This window comes from Streptomyces sp. NPDC056580, from assembly GCF_042793175.1.
Classification (GTDB): domain Bacteria; phylum Actinomycetota; class Actinomycetes; order Streptomycetales; family Streptomycetaceae; genus Streptomyces.
In genome coordinates this window covers 132,445-153,779 of the sequence record NZ_JBHTVE010000011.1, presented here as the reverse complement: position 1 = coordinate 153,779, position 21,335 = coordinate 132,445, and the positions used below count along the sequence as shown (strand labels likewise).

General features: G+C 73.2%; 20 protein-coding genes and 2 tRNA genes. 7 read left to right on the top strand and 15 right to left on the bottom strand.

All coding sequences use genetic code 11. From position 1 onward, the window contains the following. The first annotated feature begins 23 nt into the window (after positions 1–23). The 4 genes from ACFQ9Z_RS25050 to ACFQ9Z_RS25035 all read left to right on the top strand — a co-directional run bounded on the left by ACFQ9Z_RS25050 (position 24) and on the right by ACFQ9Z_RS25035 (position 3,673). A complete protein-coding gene (locus ACFQ9Z_RS25050) occupies positions 24–1,106 on the top strand; it encodes a peptidoglycan-binding protein (protein WP_383022758.1) in 1,083 nt (360 codons plus the stop codon). A 100-nt stretch (positions 1,107–1,206) separates the two neighbouring features. Next, positions 1,207–2,349, top strand: a complete 1,143-nt coding sequence (locus tag ACFQ9Z_RS25045; protein WP_383022756.1) for an SPFH domain-containing protein — start codon at positions 1,207–1,209, stop codon at positions 2,347–2,349. Between the two features lie 135 nt (positions 2,350–2,484). Further along, a complete protein-coding gene (locus ACFQ9Z_RS25040) occupies positions 2,485–3,090 on the top strand; it encodes a lytic polysaccharide monooxygenase (protein ID WP_383022753.1) in 606 nt (201 codons plus the stop codon). Between the two features lie 115 nt (positions 3,091–3,205). Then, complete coding sequence (locus ACFQ9Z_RS25035) at positions 3,206–3,673, top strand: DUF3592 domain-containing protein (protein ID WP_383022750.1); 468 nt, start codon at positions 3,206–3,208, stop codon at positions 3,671–3,673. Between the two features lie 53 nt (positions 3,674–3,726). On the opposite strand, the gene ACFQ9Z_RS25030 is transcribed toward ACFQ9Z_RS25035, so the two are convergent. From ACFQ9Z_RS25030 to ACFQ9Z_RS25000, 7 genes are all read right to left on the bottom strand, one after another. Further along, positions 3,727–3,800 (bottom strand) — tRNA-Lys (locus ACFQ9Z_RS25030). 86 nt (positions 3,801–3,886) lie between these two features. Further along, on the bottom strand, positions 3,887–4,645 hold the full coding sequence (locus tag ACFQ9Z_RS25025) for an IclR family transcriptional regulator (RefSeq protein ID WP_383022748.1): 759 nt from the start codon (positions 4,643–4,645) through the stop codon (positions 3,887–3,889). A gap of 204 nt (positions 4,646–4,849) precedes the next feature. Continuing rightward, on the bottom strand, positions 4,850–5,626 hold the full coding sequence (ehuA, locus tag ACFQ9Z_RS25020) for an ectoine/hydroxyectoine ABC transporter ATP-binding protein EhuA (RefSeq protein ID WP_383022745.1): 777 nt from the start codon (positions 5,624–5,626) through the stop codon (positions 4,850–4,852). Positions 5,627–5,636: 10 nt separating this feature from the next. Continuing rightward, positions 5,637–6,287: an ectoine/hydroxyectoine ABC transporter permease subunit EhuD gene (ehuD, locus tag ACFQ9Z_RS25015; RefSeq protein ID WP_383022743.1), complete on the bottom strand. Its 651-nt coding sequence runs from the start codon at positions 6,285–6,287 to the stop codon at positions 5,637–5,639. Continuing rightward, positions 6,284–7,003, bottom strand: coding sequence for an ectoine/hydroxyectoine ABC transporter permease subunit EhuC (gene ehuC, locus ACFQ9Z_RS25010; RefSeq protein ID WP_383022741.1), 720 nt, complete (start codon positions 7,001–7,003; stop codon positions 6,284–6,286). Before ehuC ends, ehuD begins: the two co-directional genes overlap by 4 nt. Next, positions 7,000–7,926 (bottom strand): ectoine/hydroxyectoine ABC transporter substrate-binding protein EhuB, encoded by a 927-nt coding sequence (ehuB, locus tag ACFQ9Z_RS25005; protein ID WP_383022738.1) that lies wholly within the window; start codon positions 7,924–7,926, stop codon positions 7,000–7,002. Before ehuB ends, ehuC begins: the two co-directional genes overlap by 4 nt. A gap of 157 nt (positions 7,927–8,083) precedes the next feature. Beyond that, positions 8,084–9,037, bottom strand: coding sequence for a D-2-hydroxyacid dehydrogenase (locus tag ACFQ9Z_RS25000; RefSeq protein ID WP_383022735.1), 954 nt, complete (start codon positions 9,035–9,037; stop codon positions 8,084–8,086). 384 nt (positions 9,038–9,421) lie between these two features. Here ACFQ9Z_RS25000 and ACFQ9Z_RS24995 point away from each other — a divergent pair, with 384 nt between their 5' ends. Both ACFQ9Z_RS24995 and ACFQ9Z_RS24990 read left to right on the top strand, forming a co-directional pair. Next, complete coding sequence (locus ACFQ9Z_RS24995; protein ID WP_383022732.1) at positions 9,422–10,153, top strand: decarboxylase; 732 nt, start codon at positions 9,422–9,424, stop codon at positions 10,151–10,153. A 141-nt stretch (positions 10,154–10,294) separates the two neighbouring features. After that, the gene (locus ACFQ9Z_RS24990) at positions 10,295–11,383 is read left to right on the top strand and encodes an LLM class flavin-dependent oxidoreductase (protein ID WP_383022730.1); all 1,089 of its coding nucleotides are present in this window, start codon (positions 10,295–10,297) and stop codon (positions 11,381–11,383) included. Here ACFQ9Z_RS24990 and ACFQ9Z_RS24985 read toward each other — a convergent pair. Continuing rightward, on the bottom strand, positions 11,362–13,167 hold the full coding sequence (locus tag ACFQ9Z_RS24985; RefSeq protein ID WP_383022728.1) for a putative bifunctional diguanylate cyclase/phosphodiesterase: 1,806 nt from the start codon (positions 13,165–13,167) through the stop codon (positions 11,362–11,364). The genes ACFQ9Z_RS24990 and ACFQ9Z_RS24985 overlap by 22 nt on opposite strands. A 364-nt stretch (positions 13,168–13,531) precedes the next feature. Between ACFQ9Z_RS24985 and ACFQ9Z_RS24980 the strand changes: the two genes are divergently transcribed. After that, positions 13,532–14,761: a M6 family metalloprotease domain-containing protein gene (locus ACFQ9Z_RS24980; RefSeq protein WP_383023081.1), complete on the top strand. Its 1,230-nt coding sequence runs from the start codon at positions 13,532–13,534 to the stop codon at positions 14,759–14,761. Positions 14,762–14,899: 138 nt separating this feature from the next. Here the strand turns inward: ACFQ9Z_RS24980 and ACFQ9Z_RS24975 are convergent. The 7 genes from ACFQ9Z_RS24975 to ACFQ9Z_RS24945 form a co-directional block, all read right to left on the bottom strand. After that, a tRNA-Lys gene (locus ACFQ9Z_RS24975) sits at positions 14,900–14,973 on the bottom strand. Then, positions 14,964–15,536 carry a bifunctional DNA primase/polymerase gene (locus tag ACFQ9Z_RS24970; protein ID WP_383022725.1) on the bottom strand — a complete coding sequence of 191 codons (573 nt, stop codon included), beginning with the start codon at positions 15,534–15,536 and terminating at the stop codon, positions 14,964–14,966. Before ACFQ9Z_RS24970 ends, ACFQ9Z_RS24975 begins: the two co-directional genes overlap by 10 nt. Before the next feature lie 114 nt (positions 15,537–15,650). After that, positions 15,651–16,022: a hypothetical protein gene (locus ACFQ9Z_RS24965; protein WP_383022722.1), complete on the bottom strand. Its 372-nt coding sequence runs from the start codon at positions 16,020–16,022 to the stop codon at positions 15,651–15,653. Between the two features lie 274 nt (positions 16,023–16,296). After that, entirely contained in the window at positions 16,297–17,634 is a 1,338-nt protein-coding gene (locus tag ACFQ9Z_RS24960) for an AAA family ATPase (protein WP_383022720.1), read from the bottom strand. After that, positions 17,631–19,229, bottom strand: coding sequence for a hypothetical protein (locus ACFQ9Z_RS24955; protein WP_383022718.1), 1,599 nt, complete (start codon positions 19,227–19,229; stop codon positions 17,631–17,633). Before ACFQ9Z_RS24955 ends, ACFQ9Z_RS24960 begins: the two co-directional genes overlap by 4 nt. Beyond that, positions 19,220–20,416 carry a hypothetical protein gene (locus ACFQ9Z_RS24950; RefSeq protein WP_383022716.1) on the bottom strand — a complete coding sequence of 399 codons (1,197 nt, stop codon included), beginning with the start codon at positions 20,414–20,416 and terminating at the stop codon, positions 19,220–19,222. Before ACFQ9Z_RS24950 ends, ACFQ9Z_RS24955 begins: the two co-directional genes overlap by 10 nt. After that, positions 20,313–21,257 (bottom strand): phosphatase PAP2 family protein, encoded by a 945-nt coding sequence (locus tag ACFQ9Z_RS24945; protein WP_383022714.1) that lies wholly within the window; start codon positions 21,255–21,257, stop codon positions 20,313–20,315. Before ACFQ9Z_RS24945 ends, ACFQ9Z_RS24950 begins: the two co-directional genes overlap by 104 nt. Between the last annotated feature and the right edge of the window lie 78 nt (positions 21,258–21,335).

Genomic DNA, 21,335 nt, shown 5'->3' with positions numbered 1-21,335 from the left:
ACACCGAATGTGAGGCAGATCGCATGACGGCTCCGGCGTTCGAAGAGGTCGACCCCGGGCGCGACTGCGACTGCCCGTCCTGCGTCCACGCGCGGCGCGCCGGCCCCCGCCCGCTGTCCGGGCGCTTCGCCGGCCACCTGGCGGCCCGCGGGGTCGTGATCGTCGCCGCGGCCGCGTCCGCCGCCCTCGGGGCGCTCACCCCGGCCGCCGCCCTCGCCGCGCCCCAGTCCCCGCCCCGCCCCGGTGCTCCCGGCGACGGCTCCCCCGGGGACGGCGTGCCCGCCACCCCGCAGGGCGTCAGATCCCCCCTGCACGGCCCGGCCGGCCCCCTGCCCACCCCGGCCCCCTCGGCTCCGGCCACCCCGCCGCCCGCCACCCGGACCCAGATCATCGACCGGGCGAAGGTCTGGGTGGCCGCGAAGGTGCCGTACAGCATGGACGACTACTGGAGCGACGGTTACCGGCAGGACTGCTCGGGCTACGTGTCCATGGCCTGGGGGCTGGGGTCCAACGAGTGGACCGGCAGCCTCGACCAGTTCGGGGTGAAGATCACCAAGGAGGAGCTGCTGCCCGGCGACATCCTGCTCTTCCACAACCCGGACGACCCCGAGCGCGGCTCCCACGTCGTGATCTTCGGCGGCTGGACGGACTACACGCACACCTACTACACGGTCTACGAGCAGACACCCCCGAACGCCCGCACCCAGGCCACCCCGTACCCCTACTGGAGCAACACCTCCAAGTACGTCCCCTACCGATACAAGGGCGTCGTCGCGGATACCAAGGGCGCGCAGGCGGCGGACGACGCCAAGGCGCCGGGGCCCCTCGCCGGCCGGGCGGGCCCGTCCCGGCCCGCCTCGCACGGCGTGCCCGGCTACCCCGGCCGGGCCCGGTTCCGCCCGGGCGAGACCAACCCGCACGTGACCGAACTGGGGGAGCGGCTGGTGCGGAAGGGGTTCGGCCGCTTCTACCCCACCGGGCCCGGCCCGCGCTGGGGCGACGCCGACCGGCGGGCCGTGGAGGCCTTCCAGCGCGCCCAGGGCTGGCGCGGCGGAGCGGCGGACGGCTACCCGGGCCCGGAGACCTGGTGCCGCCTGTTCTCGTAGGCGCCGTGCCCGCCGTCCCGGCCGTCCGCCCCTGCCGTCGCAGGCCGTTCCCGACCCACCCTTTCCCATGACGCATCTGGCGCGGAGGCTGGAGGCACGCTTGAGTACGACCACGTCGCACACGTCGGAATCCGAGGAGCAGCCGGAGGGCGCGGGGCACGCGGCGGGTGGCACGGCCACCCGTACGGCCCGGCTGATCCAGAACGAGGCGACCACCGAGATCCCGGTCCACCTGCTGTTCCGCGACGAACCCGAGGCGGTCTCGGTGCCGGTGCGGCCCACGGTGGTGGCCCGCCGTCTCGGCACGGGCGAGCAGCCGCGGCTCAGGCGTCCGGCGCCGGCCCGCAGCCGGACGGCGCCGCGGCCCGACCCGGGGCTGGTGGAGCGTCCGGCGCGGGTGCTGCCCGGTCTGGCCGGGGTGCTGGCCGGCGCGGTCGGCCTGGCGGGCGGGCTGGCCACCGCGTGGTGGGCGGGCGTCCTGCCGCCGCTCACCACGGGCGCGCTGCGCCTGCCGCCGTACTCCGGCGCCGGGCCCGGTCCGGCGCAGTGGGCGGCGTTCGCCGTGTCCGGGGCGCTCGGCGTGCTCGGCTTCGGCGGACTGGCCCGGGGCCGCACCGGACAGGCCCGGCTGCTCGGGCTGTTCGGCCGCTACCGGGGAACGGTGCGGCGCACCGGCCTGCTCTGGGTGAACCCGCTGCTGTGCCGTCGAAGAGTGGACGTGCGGCTGCGGCACTGGCGCAGCGAGGTGCTGCCGGCGGCGGACGCCAACGGGGTGGCGCTGCGGGTGGTGGTGCTGGTGGTGTGGCGGGTGCGGGACACCGCGCGGGCCGCGCTCGGCGTCGACGACCACGAGACCTATCTGCGCGAGTGCGTGGAGGCGGCGCTGGCCGGGGTGCCGGTGGAGATGCCCGCCGGGTCGCGCGGCGGTGTGGCGGCGGCCGGGGAGGCGCTGACGCGGCTGGTGGCGGCGGACACGGCGCCGATCGGCCTGGAGGTCTACTCGGTGCAGCCGGTCCGGGTGGAGTACGCGCCCGAGGTCGCCGCCGCGATGGACCGGCGCCGGATCGCCGCGCTGGACGCCCGGGAGCGGGCCGGGATGCTCAACTCGGTCGTGGACTCCGTGGAGGACACGGTGACCCGGCTGACCATGCGCGGCCTGGTCGAACTCGACGACTACGAGCGCAAGGTGCTGGTGCGGGACCTGACGGTGGCGTTCTGCTCGGGACGCGGGGAGCGCGTGTGAGGGGTCCCGGGATTGTTGTGAACACTTCTTTTGGTATGGACACGGCCAACTGACGGCAATAATCTGGGAGTTGGTCTAGACCTACTGCACGGCTCAGCTCAGTGAACCTCCCCCACGTTCTCCAGGAGCGGCAGCATGCGCACCAAGACCAAGTTGACCGCAGTCGTGCTGGGTGCGGCGACCGCCGGAGCCTTCGCGCTCTCCACCGGCGGCGCCAGCGGGCACGGCTACACCGACCTCCCCATCAGCAGGCAGAAGCTCTGCCAGAACGGCACCGTGACGAACTGCGGCTCCATCCAGTGGGAGCCGCAGAGCGTCGAGGGCCCCAAGGGCTTCCCCGCCGCCGGACCCGCCGACGGCCAGCTCTGCAACGGCGGCCTGGGCCAGTTCGCCCAGCTCAGCTCGCCGAAGACGCCGTCCGGCGCCGCTTGGCCCACCACCAAGGTGACCGGCGGTCAGTCGTACACGTTCCGCTGGCAGTTCACCGCCATGCACGCCACGACGGACTTCAAGTACTACGTCACCAAGCCGGGCTGGAACCAGAACCACGCCCTGGCCCGCTCGGACCTCAACCTCACCCCGTTCCTGACGGTGCCGTACAACGGCCAGCGCCCGCCGGCCACCCTCAGCCACAGCGGCACCCTGCCGTCCGGCCTGAGCGGTCACCACGTCATCCTCGCGGTGTGGACCATCGCCGACACGGGCAACGCGTTCTACGCCTGCTCGGACGTCACCTTCTGAGCACCGTTCCGGTACAGCGCCGAAACTGAGGTTCCCTTGAGGCCGGCCCGCCCTACCGCCGGGTAGGTTTCCGCCACGCCGTTCGACCGGCGGCGCACCGACCTCGGGGGACCTCATGACGGAACTGCTCTTCTACGCCGTGCCCAGTCTCATGATCGCGGGCTTCGGGTTCGCCGCGTACCTGCTGCTGCGCCGTGCCCGGCGGATCGGCGCGACGTGGAAGCACGGAGTGACCGCCGAGGCGCGCTGCCTGCGGATGTACACGACGGCCGGCGGGGGCGGCGGGGACTCCTCGGTGCGCACGGCCGTGCATCACGTCTACGAGTTCACCACCCGTGACGGCCGCACGCAGCGCTTCGAGGAGGCGGGCGGCCCCGCCACCGTCCTCGAGGGCGACTTCGTCACCGTGCGGTACCTCCCGGCGCATCCGGAGCGGGCCACCGCGCTGCCGCCCTCCCGTGGCCGGCTCGCCGCCGGCACCGGCTGCGGGCTGGCCTTCCTCGGGGTGTGCGCCGCCTTCTGCGTGGTATTCATCGTCGTGGCCCACATGATCTTCACGGAGGCGGGCCGCCTGGCGCCGTGACCCGTGCGGACACGCCGAAGGGCCCCCCGCCGAGGCGGGGGGCCCTTCATCTGTGCGCCGCCAGGGACTCGAACCCCGGACCCGCTGATTAAGAGTCAGCTGCTCTAACCAACTGAGCTAGCGGCGCATGACTCCCGCCTTCCGCTTCTCGCGGCCGGCGACGAAGAAAATACTACCCGGTCCAGCGTGGTGCTCGTGACCACCCCGGAACGGCTAGATCGCCAGGGACAGCAGGACGGGCGCCGCGTTCCGGTTGAGGGTGTCCGCGGCCCGCTTCAGGCGGTGCGCGTGCTCCACCGGGAGCGAGAGCGCCAGGCATCCGACCGTCGAACCCGCGGTGATCGGGACGGCGGCGCAGACCGTGCCGATCGCGTACTCCTGGAGGTCCAGGACGGGCACCGTCGGCGGCTGCGACTCCAGGCGGGAGAGCAGCAGCTTGTCGCTGGTGATGGTGCGCGAGGTGAGGCGGGCCATCCGGTGCCGGGACAGGTGGTCGCGGCGGGCGTTGTGGTCGAGCTGGGTCAGCAGGCTCTTGCCGACGGCGGTGGCGTGGGCGGAGACACGGAAGTCCACCCACTCGTTGACCGCGGGGGTGCCCGGCCCGGCGGCGTACTGGGTGACCGTGACCTCGCCGTCCACGTAACGGCTGATGTAGACGGCCGCGCCCACGGAGTCCCGCAGCCGGTCCAGGGTGCGCTGGAGCTTGTCGCGCAGGGCCCCCTCGCGCTCGTGCGCCGAGGTGAGCCGGCGTAGGGTCTCGCCGGTGACGTACGCCCCGTCGGTCACCTGCTCGACGTAACCCTCACGGCGCAGCATCCGCAGCAGGGCGGTCAGCCGCTCGGGGTCCAGGGCGGTGTGGTGGGACAGCTCGGCCTCGGTGACGCCGGCGGGGTGACGGGCCACGGTCTCCAGCACGCGCAGCGCGTCCTGAGCGGAGTGGTACGGAGCGGTCGGCTCGTTCATCAGCGCCACGGTTTCCCCCTGGCTCGGCTGTGGCCGTGATTCCGGTCGGTCGGATCGATACCACGATAACGGGCAAAGGCCCGGCCGGGAGAGGGTGTTGGCGAGATTGTGCGTCCACACGCCCCTCCCAGCTGGGCCTCAGGCCCTCTGGCATATGCCTGTGTCATCACCCAGTGCCGGGACCTCGGCCGTTGCCGCTTTCACGGCGGGTGGTCACAGGACCGCGCTGAGGAATTCCCGGGTGCGCTCCTGCTCCGGATCACCGAAGATCTGCTCCGGCGGGCCCGCCTCGATCACCCGTCCGGAATCGAACATGAGCACCTGGTCGGAGATGTCCCGGGCGAAGTTCATCTCGTGGGTCACACAGAGCATCGTGATGTCGGTGCTGCGGGCGATGTCCCTGAGCAGGTCGAGCACGCCCGCGACCAGTTCGGGGTCGAGCGCGGAGGTCACCTCGTCCAGCAGCAGCACCCGCGGCCGCATCGCCAGCGCCCGGGCGATCGCCACCCGCTGCTGCTGCCCGCCGGAGAGCATGGTCGGCCGCACGTCGCACTTGTCCGCGAGCCCCACCAGGTCCAGCAGCTCCCGGGCCCGGGCCTCGGCCTCGTCCTTGGACATGCCGAGCACCTGCACGGGCGCCTCGGTGAGGTTGCGCAGCACGCTCATGTTCGGGAACAGGTTGAACTGCTGGAACACCATCCCGATCTTCTTGCGCACCTCCCGTATCTGCTTCTCCGAGGCGGGGAACAGCCGCTCCCCGTCCACGGTGATCGTGCCCTCGTCCGGCTTGGTGAGGGTCATCAGCAGCCGCAGGATCGTGGTCTTGCCCGACCCGGAGGGGCCGATCAGGGTCACGTGCTTGCCCGGGTCGACCGAGAAGTCGAGCCGGTCCAGCACGGTGTTCGCCCCGAAGCGCTTGGTGACCTCCTCCAGCCGGATCAGCTCACCGCCGGCCGTGAGGGGGCCGGCGCTCGCGTCGGGTTCTTTCATCACGGGAGTGTCAGCGGACAAGACGTCGCTCCAGGGCTCGCAGAAGAAGGGAGGCCAGGTAGGAGATGAGGATGAAGGCCACGCCGATCACGGTGAGCGGCTCGGTGAACTGGAAGTGCTGCTGGGAGAAGAGCCGGGCCCGGCCGAGCATCTCCAGCACCGTGATCACCATCAGCATCGGGGTGTCCTTCAGCATGGAGATCACGTAGTTTCCGAGGGCGGGGACCACCCGGCGGATCGCCTGCGGCAGGATCACCGCGGTCCAGGTGCGCCGCCGCGGCAGGTTCAGCGCCGTCGCGGCCTCCCACTGGCCGACGGGCACCGCCTCGATGCCGGCCCGGTAGACCTGCATCGTGTACGTCGAGTAGTGCAGGCCGATCGCGAAGACGCCGGTGGCCAGCGCCGAGAAGGTCAGGCCCCACTCGGGCAGCACGTAGAACAGGAAGAAGAGCTGGACCAGCAGCGGGGTGTTGCGGACGAACTCCGTGACCACCCCGACCGGCCAGCGCACCCACCGGGAGGGCGTGCGCATCAGCAGCGCCCACACCAGGCCCAGGGTGAAGGACAGCAGCGAGCCGAGGGCCAGGGCCTGCAGGGTGACCAGCAGGCCGTGCCAGAAGTCCGGCATGAAGTCGCCGACGGCGTTCCAGTCCCACGTCATGCGACACCCCCGCCGACACCGGTCGTCTGCGCCCGCTTGAGCTCACGCGCCGACTTCTCAGTCCCAGGGTCCTTGCCGGCCCCGGCCTTCAGCCGCTTCTCCAGTCCGCGCATCAGCCGGGTGAGCACGAAGGCGATCGCGAAGTAGATCAGCAGCACGTACGTGTAGATCTCCGCGCTCTGCTGCAGCGCGAGCCGCACCAGGTTGGCGCTGAACGTCAGATCGCCCATGCCCATGACGGACACCAGCGCGGTGCCCTTGAGCAGTTCGATCAGCAGGTTGCAGAACGACGGGATCATCTCCGGCACCGCCTGTGGCAGGGTGATCAGCCGCAGCCGCTGCCAGGGCGTGAAGCTGAGCGCGATGCCGCCCTCCTTCTGCGCCGGATCGACGGCGTTCAGCGCGCCGCGCACGATCTCCGTGCCGTACGCGCCGTACGTCAGCCCGAGCGCCAGCGTGCCCGCCCACAGCGGCACGAGCTGCCAGCCGAAGGCCACGGGCAGCACGAAGAACACCCAGAAGATCATCACGAGGGCCGACGTACCGCGGAACACCTCGGTGTAGAAGCCGGCGACGAAGCGCACGATCCACAGCCGGTGGGTGCGCGCGACGCCGACCACGAAGGACACCGCCGTGGCCAGCAGCGCACTGAGCACCAGCAGCTGGACGGTGGTCCATATGCCTTTCAGTACCAGATCCCAGAGCCCTGAGGTCATCCGCCGCACAGCTCCTTCGCGGTGAGGTCCGTCATCTCGGCCTTGGTGAAGCCGAACGGCCGCAGGATGCGGAACAGCTCCCCGCTCCGCTTCAGCTTGCGCAGCTCGACGTTGAAGGCGTCCCGCAGCTTCGTCTCGGTCGGCCGGAACGCGAACGCGCCACCGTCGACATGCCGTTCGCCCTTGATCAGCGGGGCGAACGGCTCGGTCGCCTCCGCCTTGCTCGACTTCTTCACCACCTCGCGGGTGGTGAGCGCCGTACCGGCGAAGACGTCGACCCGCCCGGCCTCCACGGCGTTCAGCCCGGCCACCTGGTCGGGGACGATCAGGATGTCGCTCTCCTTGTAACCGGCCTCCACCGCGTACGCGATCTCCGCGTAGCCCGTGCCGGTGGCGAACTTGGCCTTCTTCTCCACCACGTCCTGGTAGGAGCGCAACCCCTTCGGGTTCCCCTTGCGGACGATGAACGAATCCAGCATCTGGTAGTCGGGGTCGGCGAAGATCACCTGCCGGCAGCGCTCGGCGTTGACGTACATCCCGGCGGCGACGACGTCGAACTGCTGGGAGTTCAGACCGGGGATCAGCGAGCCGAACTCCGTCGGCACCGGCTGCACCCGGTCCACGCCGAGCCGCTTGAAGATCACCTTCGCCAGCTCGGGCGCCTCACCGGTGAGGTGGCCGTCCCTGTCGATGTACCCGAAGGGGATCTCACCGGCGATCCCGAGCCGGACGACGCCCTGCGCCCGCAGCCGGTCGAGCAGGTCGCCGCCGTTCTCGTCCGACGCCGAGGCCACTCGTGTGCAGCCCGTGGCGCCCAGCGCGCCCACCGCCCCGATGGCGGCGACGCCCGCGAGCAGCGAGCGCCTGCTGTGTCTGTGTTCCGGCTGGAATACGTGCGCGTCGTTCCCTGGTGGTGGAGCCATGGCGGCGCAGCTACCCAGACGCATCCGTCCTATGCGCCCGTTGTTCACGGACGAACGATCAGGCGCCGTCCCACCGGACCGGCGCCCGCACCGCACGGCGCGGCCGCCGGCCCGCCGCCACCGGAGCACCCCACGGGCGCCCCGGCCCCCGGCCGGCTCAGTGGCCCGGCACGTATCCGCGCTTCTTGTCGACCACGTTCGGCAGGGGCCGGCCCGCCGCCCAGCGTTCGTAGAACTCCACGAACTGGGCGCCGAGGTCGTCCCGCCAGCCCACCGTGTCGCCGCTCATGTGCGGGGAGACGAGCAGCCCCGGAAGGCCCCACAGCGGGCTGTCCGCGGGCAGCGGCTCGGACGCGAACACGTCCAGCGCGGCGCCCGCGATCCAGCGCCTGCGCAGCGCCTCCGCCAGGGCGTCCTCGTCGACGAGCCGCCCGCGGCCGACGTTCACGAAGACCGCCGAGGGCTGCATCACGCCGAACCGGTGCGCGTCGAACATGCCGCGGGTCTGCTCGGTCAGCGGCGCCGCGGCGATCACCCAGTCGGCGCGGGCGATCAGCCGGTCGAGGTCGCCCGGCCCGTGGACGCCGGTGCGCGGCACCCGGCCGACCAGGGCCGTGGTCACGTCCAGGGCCCGCAGGGTGCGCGCGATCGCCCGGCCGATCGGCCCGGAACCCACCACGCACGCGCGCGTGCCCGCCACCCGGCGGGTGTCCCGGTGGAGCCAGGTCCGCTCCCGCTGGAGCTCCAGGGTGCGCGGCAGGTCCTTGGCGACCGCCAGCACCAGGGCGGCCACGTACTCGGCGATCGGCTGGTCGAAGACCCCGCGCGCGTTGGTCACCACGGTGCCGGACGCGGCCAGCTCCGGGCACATCAGGTGGTCCACGCCCGCGCTCGCCGTGTGCACCCAGCGCGGGCGCGGCCCTTCGCCGGGCCAGGCCTCGCGCACGGCGTGCGAGGTGAAGTCCCACACCAGCAGCACGTCCGCGCCCGGCAGCCGGCCGGCGAGTCCGGCCGCGTCCGTGTGCTCGATCCGGGCGCGGCCGGTCAGCCGGCCGAGCCGGGGCGGCGGGTCGGCGTCCAGCACGAGGAGGGTGGGCAGAGTCGACGTCATACGGGGCGGCTCCGGGCAATCCGGCATGCGCGGACCGACCACGCTCGCACCGGAATCCACCCCCGTCAACTCGGGCGCGCCCAACGACCGTTGCCCTCGGCCCCAGGCGTGAGCCGGTGCCCTGCCGTGGACGTCCTCCTTCTCGGCCGCTCCCGCCCGCAGCGGGCCGCCGCCCCGCCCACGGGTCTGATCCCCGGCCCGGGGCCTGCCGCGCACCGCCGAAGCGCACCCCCGTGCTCTCGGCCAACCAGGTCACGATGTGGGCTGCGCCGCGCCGACTGGGTACCCGGGCGGTGGAGCCCGTCCGGCGCCGCTCGACGAAGGCGGCGCGTGGGACCGGCCCGCACTGCCGGAAGAGACGCAGGAACACGGAGAAGGGCTGACATGACAGCACTCGGATTCCTCCACCCGGGCCGCCCCGGCGAGGACGACTACCCGCGCATCGAACAGCTCCTGGGCAGCGACATCCGGGTGGACCTGGTGCACACCGACATCGGGGAGGACGCCCTCCGCGTCGACGCGCTGCGTGAGATGGGGTCGCCCGAGCGGCTCGCCGCCGGCATGGAGCGGCTGCGGCTGACCGGCGCCGAGACGGTCGTTTGGGCGTCCACCAGCGGCAGCTTCGTGCACGGCTGGGACGGCGCCCAGGAGCAGGTGCGGTCGCTTGCCATGGTGGCCGGGATGCCCGCCTCCTCGACGTCCTTCGCCTTCGTGCACGCGGCGCGCGAGATCGGCGCGCGGCGGGTGGCCGTGGGCACGACCTACCCGGAGGAGGTGGCCGCGCTGTTCGCGGACTTCCTGCGGACCGGGGGGCTGGAGGTGGTCGCGACGCGGTCGTCCGGGATCGTCACGGCGGACGAGGTCGGCACCTGGGGCGAGGAGGAGGTGCTGACGCTGGCCCGGGCGGCTGACGCCGCCGACGCGCAGGCCGTGCTCCTGCCGGACACCGCGCTGCACACGGCCGCCCACCTCGGGCTGCTGGAGAAAGCCCTGTCCAAGCCGGTGCTCACCGCCAACCAGGTGACCGTGTGGGAGGGGCTGCGGCTCGCCGACCGGCGGGTGAACGCCCCCGAGCTGGGCACGCTGTTCACCCGCGAGCCGATCGTCCAGGTCTGACGCTTCCTGGAGCGGGAGCGGGAGCGGGAGCGGGAGCGGGAAGGAGGACGAGCGCCCCGGACGGGCGCCGGGAATAAACGGGGACAGTCTCCTGTTGGTCGACGCTGGACATCTCACGGCCAGAAACAGGAGGCAGACACCGTGTCGGCAGACGAGATCCGGGGCACGACACACGGGACCGCCCCCGTCCCACTCTCCGTACTGGACCTGGTCACCGTGGGCGCGGGCAGCACCGCCACCGAGGCGCTGCGCACCAGCGTGGAGCTGTCCCGGTTCGCGGAGTCCCGGGGCTTCCACCGGTACTGGGTGGCGGAGCACCACTCCATGCCCGGTGTCGCCTCCTCCTCGCCCGCGGTGATCCTCGCCCACCTCGCCGCCCACACCGACCGCATCCGGCTCGGCTCGGGCGGCGTCATGCTGCCCAACCACGCGCCCCTGGTGATCGCCGAGCAGTTCGGCACGCTGGAGGCGCTGGCCCCCGGGCGGGTCGACCTGGGCCTCGGCCGCGCCCCAGGCACGGACGGCGCCACCGCCGCCGCCCTGCGCCGCACCGACGGCCTGAACGAGGGCGCCGACGACTTCCCGCAGCAGCTAGCCGAACTCATCCGCTTCCTGGACGACGACTTCCCCGACGGGCACCCCTACCGGCGCATCCACGCGATCCCCGGCCCCGTCCAGGGCAGCAGCCCGGGCGGCGTGCAGTCCGCGCACCGTCCGCCGGTCTGGCTGCTCGGCTCCTCCGGCTTCAGCGCGCGCCTCGCCGGGATGCTCGGACTGCCCTTCGCCTTCGCGCACCACTTCTCCGCGCAGAACACCATCCCGGCGCTCGACCTGTACCGGCAGGCCTTCCGGCCCTCCGCGGTCCTCGACCGCCCCTACGCCCTCATCGGAGTCTCCGCGCTCGCCGCCGACGACGAGCGGGAGGCCCGCCGGCAGGTGCGGGCGACGGCGCTGAACATGATCCGGCTGCGCACCGGCCGGCCCGGCCTCTTCCCCGACCCCGACGAGGCCGAGAAGTACGAGTTCAGCCCGATGGAGGAGGACTTCGTGGCCTCCTGGGGCGGCAACATCGTGCACGGCACGGCCGACGAGGTCCGCTCCGGACTCGACGACCTGCACAAGCGCACCGGCGCCGACGAGCTGATGCTCACCACGCTCGCCCACCGCGGCGACCTGCGGCTGCGCTCCTACGAACTGATCGCCGACGCCTACGGCTTGCCCACCGCGTAGTCCTGCGTCCCCAGCAGCTCGGAGATGCGGTCCGGCGGCACCGGACGGGAGTACAGCCAGCCCTGCCCGGTGTCGCAGCCGATCCGGCGCAGCCGGGAGGCCTGCGCCGAGGTCTCCACGCACTCGGCGGTGACGGTCAGGCCGAGCCGGTGGGCGAGCTGGATCATCGCCTCCACGATCACCTCGTCGGCCGGGTTGGGCGGCGCCCCCTTCGCCGCCTCCTCGTACTGGAAGCCGCGCACGAAGGAGCCGTCCAGCTTCAGCACCTTCACCGGCAGCCGGCTCAGGTACGCCAGGTTCGAGTAGCCGGTGCCGAAGTCGTCGATGGCGATGCGCACGCCCATGTCGCTGAGCGCCTGCAGGGCCTGCAGCGGCCGGCCGGCCGAGCCCATCACGGCCGACTCGGTCAGTTCGAGCTGGAGCAGGTGCGGGGCGAGCCCGGTCTCGGCGAGGGTCTGCGCCACGTCCGCCACCAGGTCGGAGTCCCACACCTGGCGCACGGCCACGTTCACGCTGACGAAGATCGGCGGCTCGTCGGGGTGGTCGAGCTGCCAGCGGCGGGCCTGCCGGCAGGCGGTCACCAGCGCCCAGCGGCCGAGCTGCACGATCGAACCGTCCTCCTCGGCCAGTGCGATGAACCGATTCGGCGTCAGCGTGCCGAACTGCGGGTGGTGCCATCGGACCAAAGCCTCGACGCCCCTGAGCCGTCCGTCCTCCATGCCCACCAACGGCTGGTACTCCAGGGCGAATTCACCGCGCTCGATGGCGGGACGCAAGGTGGAGGAGAGGGCCTGCCGGGTCATGCGGTGCGCGTTGCGCTCTGGGTCGAACAAGGTCCAGCGGCCCTTGCCGTCCGCCTTCGCCCAGTACAGCGTGGTGTCGGCCGCCTGCATCAGACCGGTCGCCGTGGTGCCGGCCGCGTGCCGCTCGACGACACCGATGGACGCGGTCAGCGACAGCCGCTGCCCGGCCAGGTCGAAGGGCTCCTCAAGGGTCTTCAACGCGGACTCGGCGAGGTCGGCGACCTGTTCGGTGCCGGTGGAGTCCTCGACCAGCAGGGCGAATTCGTCGCCGCCGAGCCGGGCCACCAGCGGGGCGCCGGCGCGGGCGTGGCCGGCCTCGTCGGCGACCCGGGTCAGGCGTTCGGCGACCGCCGCAAGCAGCCGGTCGCCGACCCGGTGGCCGAGAGTGTCGTTGACGGCCTTGAAGCCGTCGATGTCCAGATAGCACAGGCCGATGCGGCCGGTGCCGCCGCGCTCGTAGGCCTCCGTCTCCAGCGCGGCCGTCAGGCGCTCGAAGAACAGGGTCCGGTTGGGCAGCCGGGTCACCGGGTCGTGCATCTCCAAGTGCCGCAGACGGGACTGGAGTTCCCGGCGGACGCTGATGTCGGTGGCGGAGACCAGTACCCCCGGCCCGCCGTCCGCCAGCGGAGTGACGGTGATCTGCACCCACACCGAGTGCCCCTCGGGGTGCTTTATCCGGCGGGTGCAGCGCAGCTTCGCCTGCCGGCCGCACAGGACCTCGCGGTAGGCGTGCCAGGTGCGGGGGTCCGAGGCCAGGTCGACCAGCTCGGCGGCGGGCCGGCCGGCCAGCGCCTCCGGGTCGGCGCCGAGCAGTTGGCCGAAGGCGGCGTTGGCGCTGACGACCAGCCCTTCGGGGTCGACGACGGCCATGGACAGCGGGGCCGCCGCGAAGACACGGTGGTAGATGATGTGATCACTGTCTGTGACGGCTGACCGGTCGAGGTCTGCCGCGGGCGTCGGCCCTTCGGACGTTCCGCTCACCGCTCGCTCCCGCAGTGCACTCGATCTCTGTCCGTGCCGGAAAGTGTGCCGATCATAGAGGCTGGCCCTCGGGCCTTCCAGCCACTTGCCAGTGTCCCGGACAGACCACAGGTTCTGACAGATCGTTTCTGCCCGCACCTGGACGGCTCTTTCTGGCCCTCGACCACTTGTGACGTTCCGTGAGTGTTTCGGGGTGTCGACCGCCGGTGCGCGCGCCGCGCAAACGGGCGCACTCACCCTTCTGGTTCAGGCAAACAGGACGAATCGGTAGAAACTCCCACACTCTGGATGCGGTGTCCCGTGAACCGTGTCCGGAGGTCCTTTCGTGCCCAAGCTGCGCAGCACCGCCGCCGTGGCCACCACGATGTCGGCGCTCGCCGCCACCTCGATCCTGACCGGCCCGTCGGTCGCCGAGCCCTTCTCCCCGGCCGCGTGCGCACTGCACCGGACCGAGGCCCACCACTCGGAGGGCCTGGACACCTGGAACGACGGCTATCCCCGGCCGACCGGCGCCCTCGACGCCGTCATGATCTTCCTGTCGTTCCCGGACTCACGCCCGGAAACCACCCCCGGGGAACTGGCTGCCGACCACTTCCCCGCCACCAGCCGCTTCTACGAGCAGGCCTCCTACGGCAGGTTCACCCTGCGCCCGCACCCGCTGAAGCACTGGCTGCGCATGCCGCGGCCGTCGACCGCGTACGCCATAAGGCGTGACTGGAGCGCCGCCGACCGCACCGCCTACCTGCACGACGCCATCGCCGCGGCCGACGGCGAAGTGGACTTCTCCCGCTACGACGTGGTCTACCTCGTCGCCGACCCGGACGCGCCCGGCGTGGACTCGGACGCGACGAAGGTGGTCAACCTGCAGACCCCGTTGCGGGCGGACGGCACCGACATCCGCCGGGTCGTCACCGTGTTCGAGAAGCACCCGCCGGACCGCCTGGTGCTGGCCCACGAGACCGGGCACGTCTTCGACCTGCCCGACCTCTACCACCGTCCCGCCGACGGCAAGGGCGACTGGGACACCTACGTCGGGGACTGGGACCTGATGGGCAGCCAGTTCGGACTGGCCCCGGACCTGTTCGCCTGGCACAAGTGGAAGCTGGGCTGGCTGGATCCGCGCCAGGTGGCGTGCGTGCGGGGTACCGGGCCGACCCGGCTGACCCTGGAGCCGCTGACCGCCGGGTCGGGGACGGCCGGCTCCGTCCCCGGTGTGCCGGGCGCGGCGGGCGCCCCGGCGTTCGGTCTCGGCCACGGCACCAAGCTGGCGGTGGTCCGCACCGGTCCGGACAGCGTCCTCGCGTTCGAGGCGCGCGGCCCGGCCGGTAACGACCGGGCGGCCTGCCGGCAGGGGGTCCTGGTGTACCGCGTGCGCAGCGGCGAGGCGTCCGGCGGCGGGCCTATCGAGGTGGTGGACGCCCACCCGGGCACCGCGGCCTGCTGGGAGAACTCGGTCTACCCGCCCCTCGCCGACGCTCCCGTCGCGCTCGGCGAGAGCTTCACCGTGCCGGGCGACGGGGTGAAGGTCGAGGTGGAGGAGCGCACCGCGTCCGGCGCCTGGACGGTGAAGATCACACCGGGGCTGGTCGGCTGAGGTCCCGGGGAGCGGTGCCGCGGCCGGTTCCACGGAGGTGTGGGCGGCACCGCCTCCGCACCCCATGGCGAAGCCGCGCAGAAACAGAGATGGCGAGGTGGTTCGCGTTTCCGCGAACTCACCTCGCCATCGTCATCGTGCGCCGCCAGGGACTCGAACCCCGGACCCGCTGATTAAGAGTCAGCTGCTCTAACCAACTGAGCTAGCGGCGCCTGCTGACGTCGTAGACATTAGCATCATGGTCGGCGGGAGGAAAAATCGATATCCGCACCGCCGCGCGGGCCGCCCGCACGGCCGCCCACAGGACCACCTCGGGGCCCGGCAGCCAGGGGTGACGGGTTTCCGGGGCCACCAGCCAGCAGGAGCCGCCGGAGGCGGAGCCGTCGCCGGTCAGGGCCGGGACGGTCACCGCGTCGCCGGTGCCGTGGCAGAGCAGCGGCGGAACCGCGGCGGCGCGATTGGACCCCCACTCCTCCCATGTCAGCAGCGAGGGCAGCCGCTGGGCCGTACCCGGGGCGGTGAACAGCAGGGTGCGGCCCCGGAACACCGCCACCGGTCCCGAGCCCGGGCCCTCGTCCCACAGCCGGTCCAGCATCCGGCGCCCGAAGACCGCGGGGGCGCTCACCACGTCGAACACGGTGCCGCAGGGCAGTACGAGCGGGGCGTCCGGCCGCTCCCGCCAGAGGGCGAGGGTGCTGCGCGGGTGCGTTCCCGCCGAGGCGAGCCAGGAGGCTCCGTCGGCCGTGGCACAGGTGACGTTCGGCGTGCTGCTCATGCCGACAAGATGCACCCGCTGTGAGTGCCCGGTTCTCCTCGGTTGCGGGATTCCGGGACAGGAGAGGGAGGGGAGGAGTATCTTGCCCGCCTGGCATATGCCAAGCGGGTCGGATCAGACCGGATCGACGGGGGACCGGCCCTCCGCGTCGGCGCCGCGCATCAGGTCCCGGCCGAACTCGACCATCTTCTTGGCATAGTCCTCGGTCCACTCGGCGCGCTCGCCGATGTCCGCCGGGGTGAGCCGGTCGAAGCGGCGGGGGTCGGCGAGCTGGGCCGCCGCGACGGCCTGGAACTCCACGGCCCGGTCGGCCGCCGCGCGGAACGCCTGGGCCAGCTCCGTCGCCCGCGCCAGGAGAGCCCGCGGATCCTCGATCGATTCCAGGTCGAAGAAGTGCTCGGGATCGGTGGCCGCCTCCGCGGGCTCGAAGAGCAGGGGCGCGGGGCGTAGCCGCGGTTCGTTCCTGCGCGGCGTGGGCTCCGCCATGTCTTGTCTCCTCCGTACGGTCGGCTCGGTGGGGACCGCCTTCACGCGGCCCACCGTCCATTGTCCCGCGCGCCCGCAAGAGGCCCTCGGGGAACGATCCCGGCACCGGCCGCCACGCCGGGGCTGTGGTCATGGTCGCCAGGTCACCCGGTGTTCGGCCAGGTGGGCCAGGACCGCGTGGTTCGCCTCCCAGCCGTCCGGGCTGTGTTCGTCGGCCGCCTGCGGCGGCGTGCCGGACTCCGTCCGGCGGGGGGTGTGGCCGGGCGGGGTGTGGTCATGGTCGCCAGGTCACCCGGTGTTCGGCCAGGTGGGCCAGGACCGCGTGGTTCGCCTCCCAGCCGTCCGGGAACTTCACCAGGGTGCCGAGCTGGACCGGTTCCGTGGACGGGTAGTCGTCCAGGAGGTCGCCGACGCCGGCGCGGCACACCACGACGCAGGCGTGACGGTGGCGGGAGGCCAGCACGCACAGGCGGCCGGTCTCCAGGTGGAAGGCGGTGGCGTCGGGGCGGCCGGACAACGGGTGGAGGACGACCGTGACGTCGTACTCGCGGCCCTGGAGGCGGTTGGCCGTGTCGACCGTGACGTCCCCTACGCCGAGGTCGGCCAGGGCCGAGCGGACCGCCGCCGCCTGGTCGCGGTGGGCCGTGCCCACGGCGACGCGGCCGGCGGTCAGCGGGGTCGCGTCGGGTGAGCGCTCGGAGACGGCGGCGCCGCCGCGGTCCAGCAGGCGCCGTACCACCGCCGCCACCGCCCGTACCGCCTCCGGGTCCGTGCGCGGCGTGTTCCGGGCGGGCAGTTCGAGCAGGCCCCAGCCGGACGCGGCCGCCTCGTCGATCACCCGGTCCGGGCCGGAGCCGTCGGAGGGGACCGCGAACGTCAGCCGGCGGTCGCCGTGGCCGGTGCCGCTGCGGAACGGGGTGTACGGGTAGAAGGCGTCCGAGACCAGCGGGGCCGCCGACGCCGGCAGTCGCCAGGACACCGGCAGGCGGTGCTGCGGAAGCTCCGGGTTGTGGGCCAGAAGGGTGGTGACCGCCGAGGCCGACGGGTCGTACGACAGGCCCGCCCACTGCTCGCTGCCCACGATCGCGAACGGGTCGAGCTGTCCCGGGTCGCCCACGAACAGCGCCCGCTCGAACAGGCCGGCCACGGCCAGCAGCGAGTCCGAACGCATCTGGTACGCCTCGTCCACGATGGCGTGCCGCCACGGCTCGTCCACCTTGACGTGCGCCCACTTGGCGGCCGTGGAGACGACGACCGGGAGGCCGTTCAGATCGGCCGCCTTCGCCGACGTGCGGACCTGCGGCCGGTCGTCCAGCGCCTTGTCGTACGGGTCGGCGTCGCTGCTGTGCAACCGGCCCACGGGCAGGTCGGGGTTCTTCTCGGCGAGCCGCAGCACCAGGTCGTCCACCTGCGCGTTGGTCTGCGCGACCACCATCAGCGGGCGCCCGGCGGCGGCGAGTTCCAGGGCCGCGCGGACGACCAGGGTGGACTTGCCCGCGCCAGGCGGGGAGTCGACGACCACGCCCCGCTCGGTGCCGTGCAGGGTGTCGTGGAGGATCGCGTCCGTGGCGCGCGCCGCCGCGGCTCCGGGGTCGAGTTCGACGGTCGTCACAGCACGTCCTCCTCGGTCACGGTGTCGGGCGCCTCGGGCGCCGCCTCGCCCGGCGGGCCGCCGTGCGTCCACGGGGTCTCCTCCGGGTCGGGCAGCTTCGCGCCGCCGCGCTGCTCGTGCTCGAACAGCGTGAAGCAGACCCGGTCGCCCTTCTCCGGCACAGAACCCGGTTCGGGCTCCTTGCCCCGGCCCATCTTGTCCACTATCCGCAGTACCAGCACACCGTCCTCCGGGGCGCCCTCGTAGCCGACGAACTCGGCCGCCTGCGGCTTGCCGCCCAGCGAGCGGTACACCTTCGCGCGTTCCGCCAGGTGCGGCCGGTCGTCGGTGCGGACCGTCACCAGCGGGCGCGGGCTGGGCCGCTTGCCCTCGCTGTACGCCATCACGGCGTCGGTGACCTCGCCCGCGAACGCCTCCCCGGCCAGCCGCCGCCCGGCCATCACCAGCGGATCGTCCAACGCCTCCTGGGCCTCCAGCCGGGCCTGCTCGCGCTCGCGCGTGGCCAGCTTGTTCGCCGCCGTCACCGCGTCGTCCCGGCGCGGCTGCGGGGGCTCGCCGGCCAGCACCCGGTCGCGGTGGCCGGTGAACGACCAGCGATCCCGCGTCCACCGCTCCTCGACGTGCGCCCCCTCCGGCAGCGCCCGCAGCAGGTCGAGGCCCTGCCACACCGAGTCCCAGGTGGGCCGGACGCGGCTCTCCACCAGATCGCGCACACGCTGCTCGGCCTCGGACAGCGCGGCCAGCCGGTCGTCCGCCTGCACGGCGTCCTCGGCCGCGGCGAGCGCGGCGCGGGCCCGGTCGTAGCGTTCGATGGCCGGGGCCAGCAGCTTGTTGTCGAACGCCGGGTCGGTGGCCGGACCGGCCGGCGGGCACAGGAGCTGGCCGTCGGCGTCCCGGGCCAGCTCGGCCCGCTGCGCGGCCTCCGCGCCGGTGCCGGACGGGGGAGGGGCGATCCAGGCGAGCAGGGCGCCCAGGTGCTGGTCCTCCAGGCTGGACTGGCCGGTCGCCCAGTGCCGGGACAGCACGTCGGTGAGCGCCAGCAGCAGGGAGGAGCCGGGTACCCGGGACCGCTCCCCGTAGTGGGTCAGCCAGCGGCCGAGCAGCGGGACCCGGGGCGGCGCCGGGTGGGGCGCCTCCGGGTCCTGCTCGGCGGTGCGGCGGAAGCGCATCGAGCGGCCCAGCAGGCGCACGAGGTCCAGGCCCGCCCGGCTCGGCACGACGATCTGCGGCGCGTCGGCGCACAGCTCGACCTCGACCTTGACCCGCTTGCCGGTCTCCGGGTCCGTCTCCGTGCGCTCGGCCGCCTCGACCTCCCGTGCGTAGGAGTCGAGGTAGGGCAGGACCACGTCGGCCAGTTCGGCGAGGAACGCGAAGCGCAGGTCGCGGTCCCGGGGCTGCGCCACGACCAGCAGCCGCGGCGCGTCCCGGTCGGTGCCGACCAGCGCGCCCAGCGGAGCGCCGGCCTCACCGGCGGTGGTGAGCGGCACGAACACCAGGGGGCGGTCGGACAGGTGGCGGTGGCGGACGGTCGCCGCCGGCTGGGCCCGGCCGGTGCTGACGGCCTCCAGGCGGGCCAGGGTGGCGATCAGTGACACGCGGCCGCCACCTCCCGGCCGGCCGCCAGGGCGAGCGCCTCCGCGCGCAGGGCGGCCGCCCGGCGCAGGGCCGCGACCGCCGGGTCGTCCGGGTCGCCGCTCTCGCCGCGGGCCGCCGCGAGCACGTCCTCGACGGTGGTCAGACCGCCGAGCTCGGCGCGCAGCGGACGGCCGAGGCGGGTCACGGCGCCGTCCGCGCGGGAGCGGTCACGGCAGTGGAAGGCCAGCTCGCAGGCGGACAGGCACTCGGGCGCGTACGCGGCCGGGACCGCCTCGACGGCCGCCGTGAGCTCCTCGGCGGGCCGGTCCGGGGCGAAACAGGTGCCCTCCGGCAGGGCGCCGGCGATCTCCTCCACGCGGGTGAGCCGGGCGAGCTGGCGGGCGGTGACCGCACGCTGCTTGCGCACGTCGACGGCGGAGGCGGTGGGCAGGTTGGAGAAGTCCCTGGGGCAGACCAGCAGCACCCGGTGCCGTACGCGCGGGGCCGGGTCCAGGCGGGCGGCCACGTCCTCGAGGGCCAGCACGTACACCGCCGCCTGCCGGGCGGCGGCGCCCACCTTCGCCGGGTCGGCCGAGCCGTCCAGCATCGGGAAGGACTTGATCTCCACGACCGTCCAGCTCCCGTCCGGGTGCACCACCACCGCGTCCGGCTCCAGGAACGCGATCGAGCCCGCCACGTCAAGGGCCAGCATCGGGTGGTCCAGCAGCGTCCAGCCGGCCGCGTCCACGGCCTCGCGCAGCGCGAGCGCCGTACGGGCCGTACGCCCCTCGGGGCCGTGCGCGGACAGGTCCGGCACCGCGGCCCCGGCGGGCGGCTCGGCGCCCGGGTCGAGCCGCGAGTGCACCAGCCGCAGCAGCTCCGCGCCGCCGTCGGCCTTCACCTTCGCCTCGAACGCGTTGCCCCGGGTCAGCGCGAACTGCGACTGCCCGAACGCGGACGGCGCGCCCAGCCGGTCCGCCAGCACCGCCTTGTCCACCCCGGCGCCGTCCAGGATCGCCCGTCTGCGGCACCCGGGGTTCGCGGCGAGCGCCGCGAGGGCGCGCGCGTCCAGGGCCTTGGCCGGTACGTCGGGACCGCGCAGCTCAGCGAGCCGCTGCCGGAGCCCCTTCTCCCGCGTCGCTGGGGGAGGCGTCCGGTTCGGCCGCGGAAGCGGGCTGCGACTCGCGCTGCCGTGGAATTCGCTCACCCGCGGAAGTCTGGCATCCGCCACTGACAACCGGGGAACCGGCGGGCGTCGCGAGCCTCGGCGCCCGGGAGCCGAGGCGAGCCCGGAGCAGGTCCGTGCCCCCCATCAGCCGCGGCGCCAGCAGCAGGCCCACGCCCATCACGGCGACGCCCGCGACCGCGTCGAGGAAGTAGTGGTTGGCGGTGCCCATGACCACGAGGGTGGTCAGCAGCGGATAGACGACGGCGAGGACCTTGGTGAGGCGCGTGCCGCCGAACCGCCACAGTACGACCCCGCACCACAGGGCCCAGCCGACGTGCAGACTGGGCATCGCCGCGTACTGGTTGGTCATGCCGCCCATGCCGCGCGGCGCGCTGGCCTCGCCGCCCCACCAGCCGTACGAGCTGTAGTGCGCCATCGTGTCGACGAAGCCGTGGCCCGCGGAGAGCAGGCGGGGCGGGCAGGTGGGCAGCAGGGTGAAGCCGATCAGGCCGATGAACGTGGACGCCATCAGCCAGGTCCGGGCCGCCCGGTAGTGCTCGGCGCGGGCCCGGAACAGCCAGACCAGGATGGCCGGCGTGACGAGGTAGTGCAGCGAGGCGTACCAGAAGTCCGCCGGTATGCCGAGCCACGGTTCGCGCGTGAACAGCCGGTTCAGCGGGTGCTCGGCGTTCAGGTGGAGGGCCTGCTCCAGGCGCAGGATCGCCAGGCCGTGGTCCACGGCGGAGGAGACGTCACCGCGGGCGAGCAGGCGGCCGGCCGAGTAGCAGCCGTAGACCAGCAGGATCAGGGGCAGCTCGGTCCACCACCGCAGCCGGGTCCGCTGGGTCACCTCGGTGCCCGGTGTCTCGGTCTGCGGCATCCGATCGCCCTCCCCCTTCTGCTGCGGCGCGCCCCGGCGGCGACCGTGCCACTTTACGGTGTCCGCATCCAGGCCATG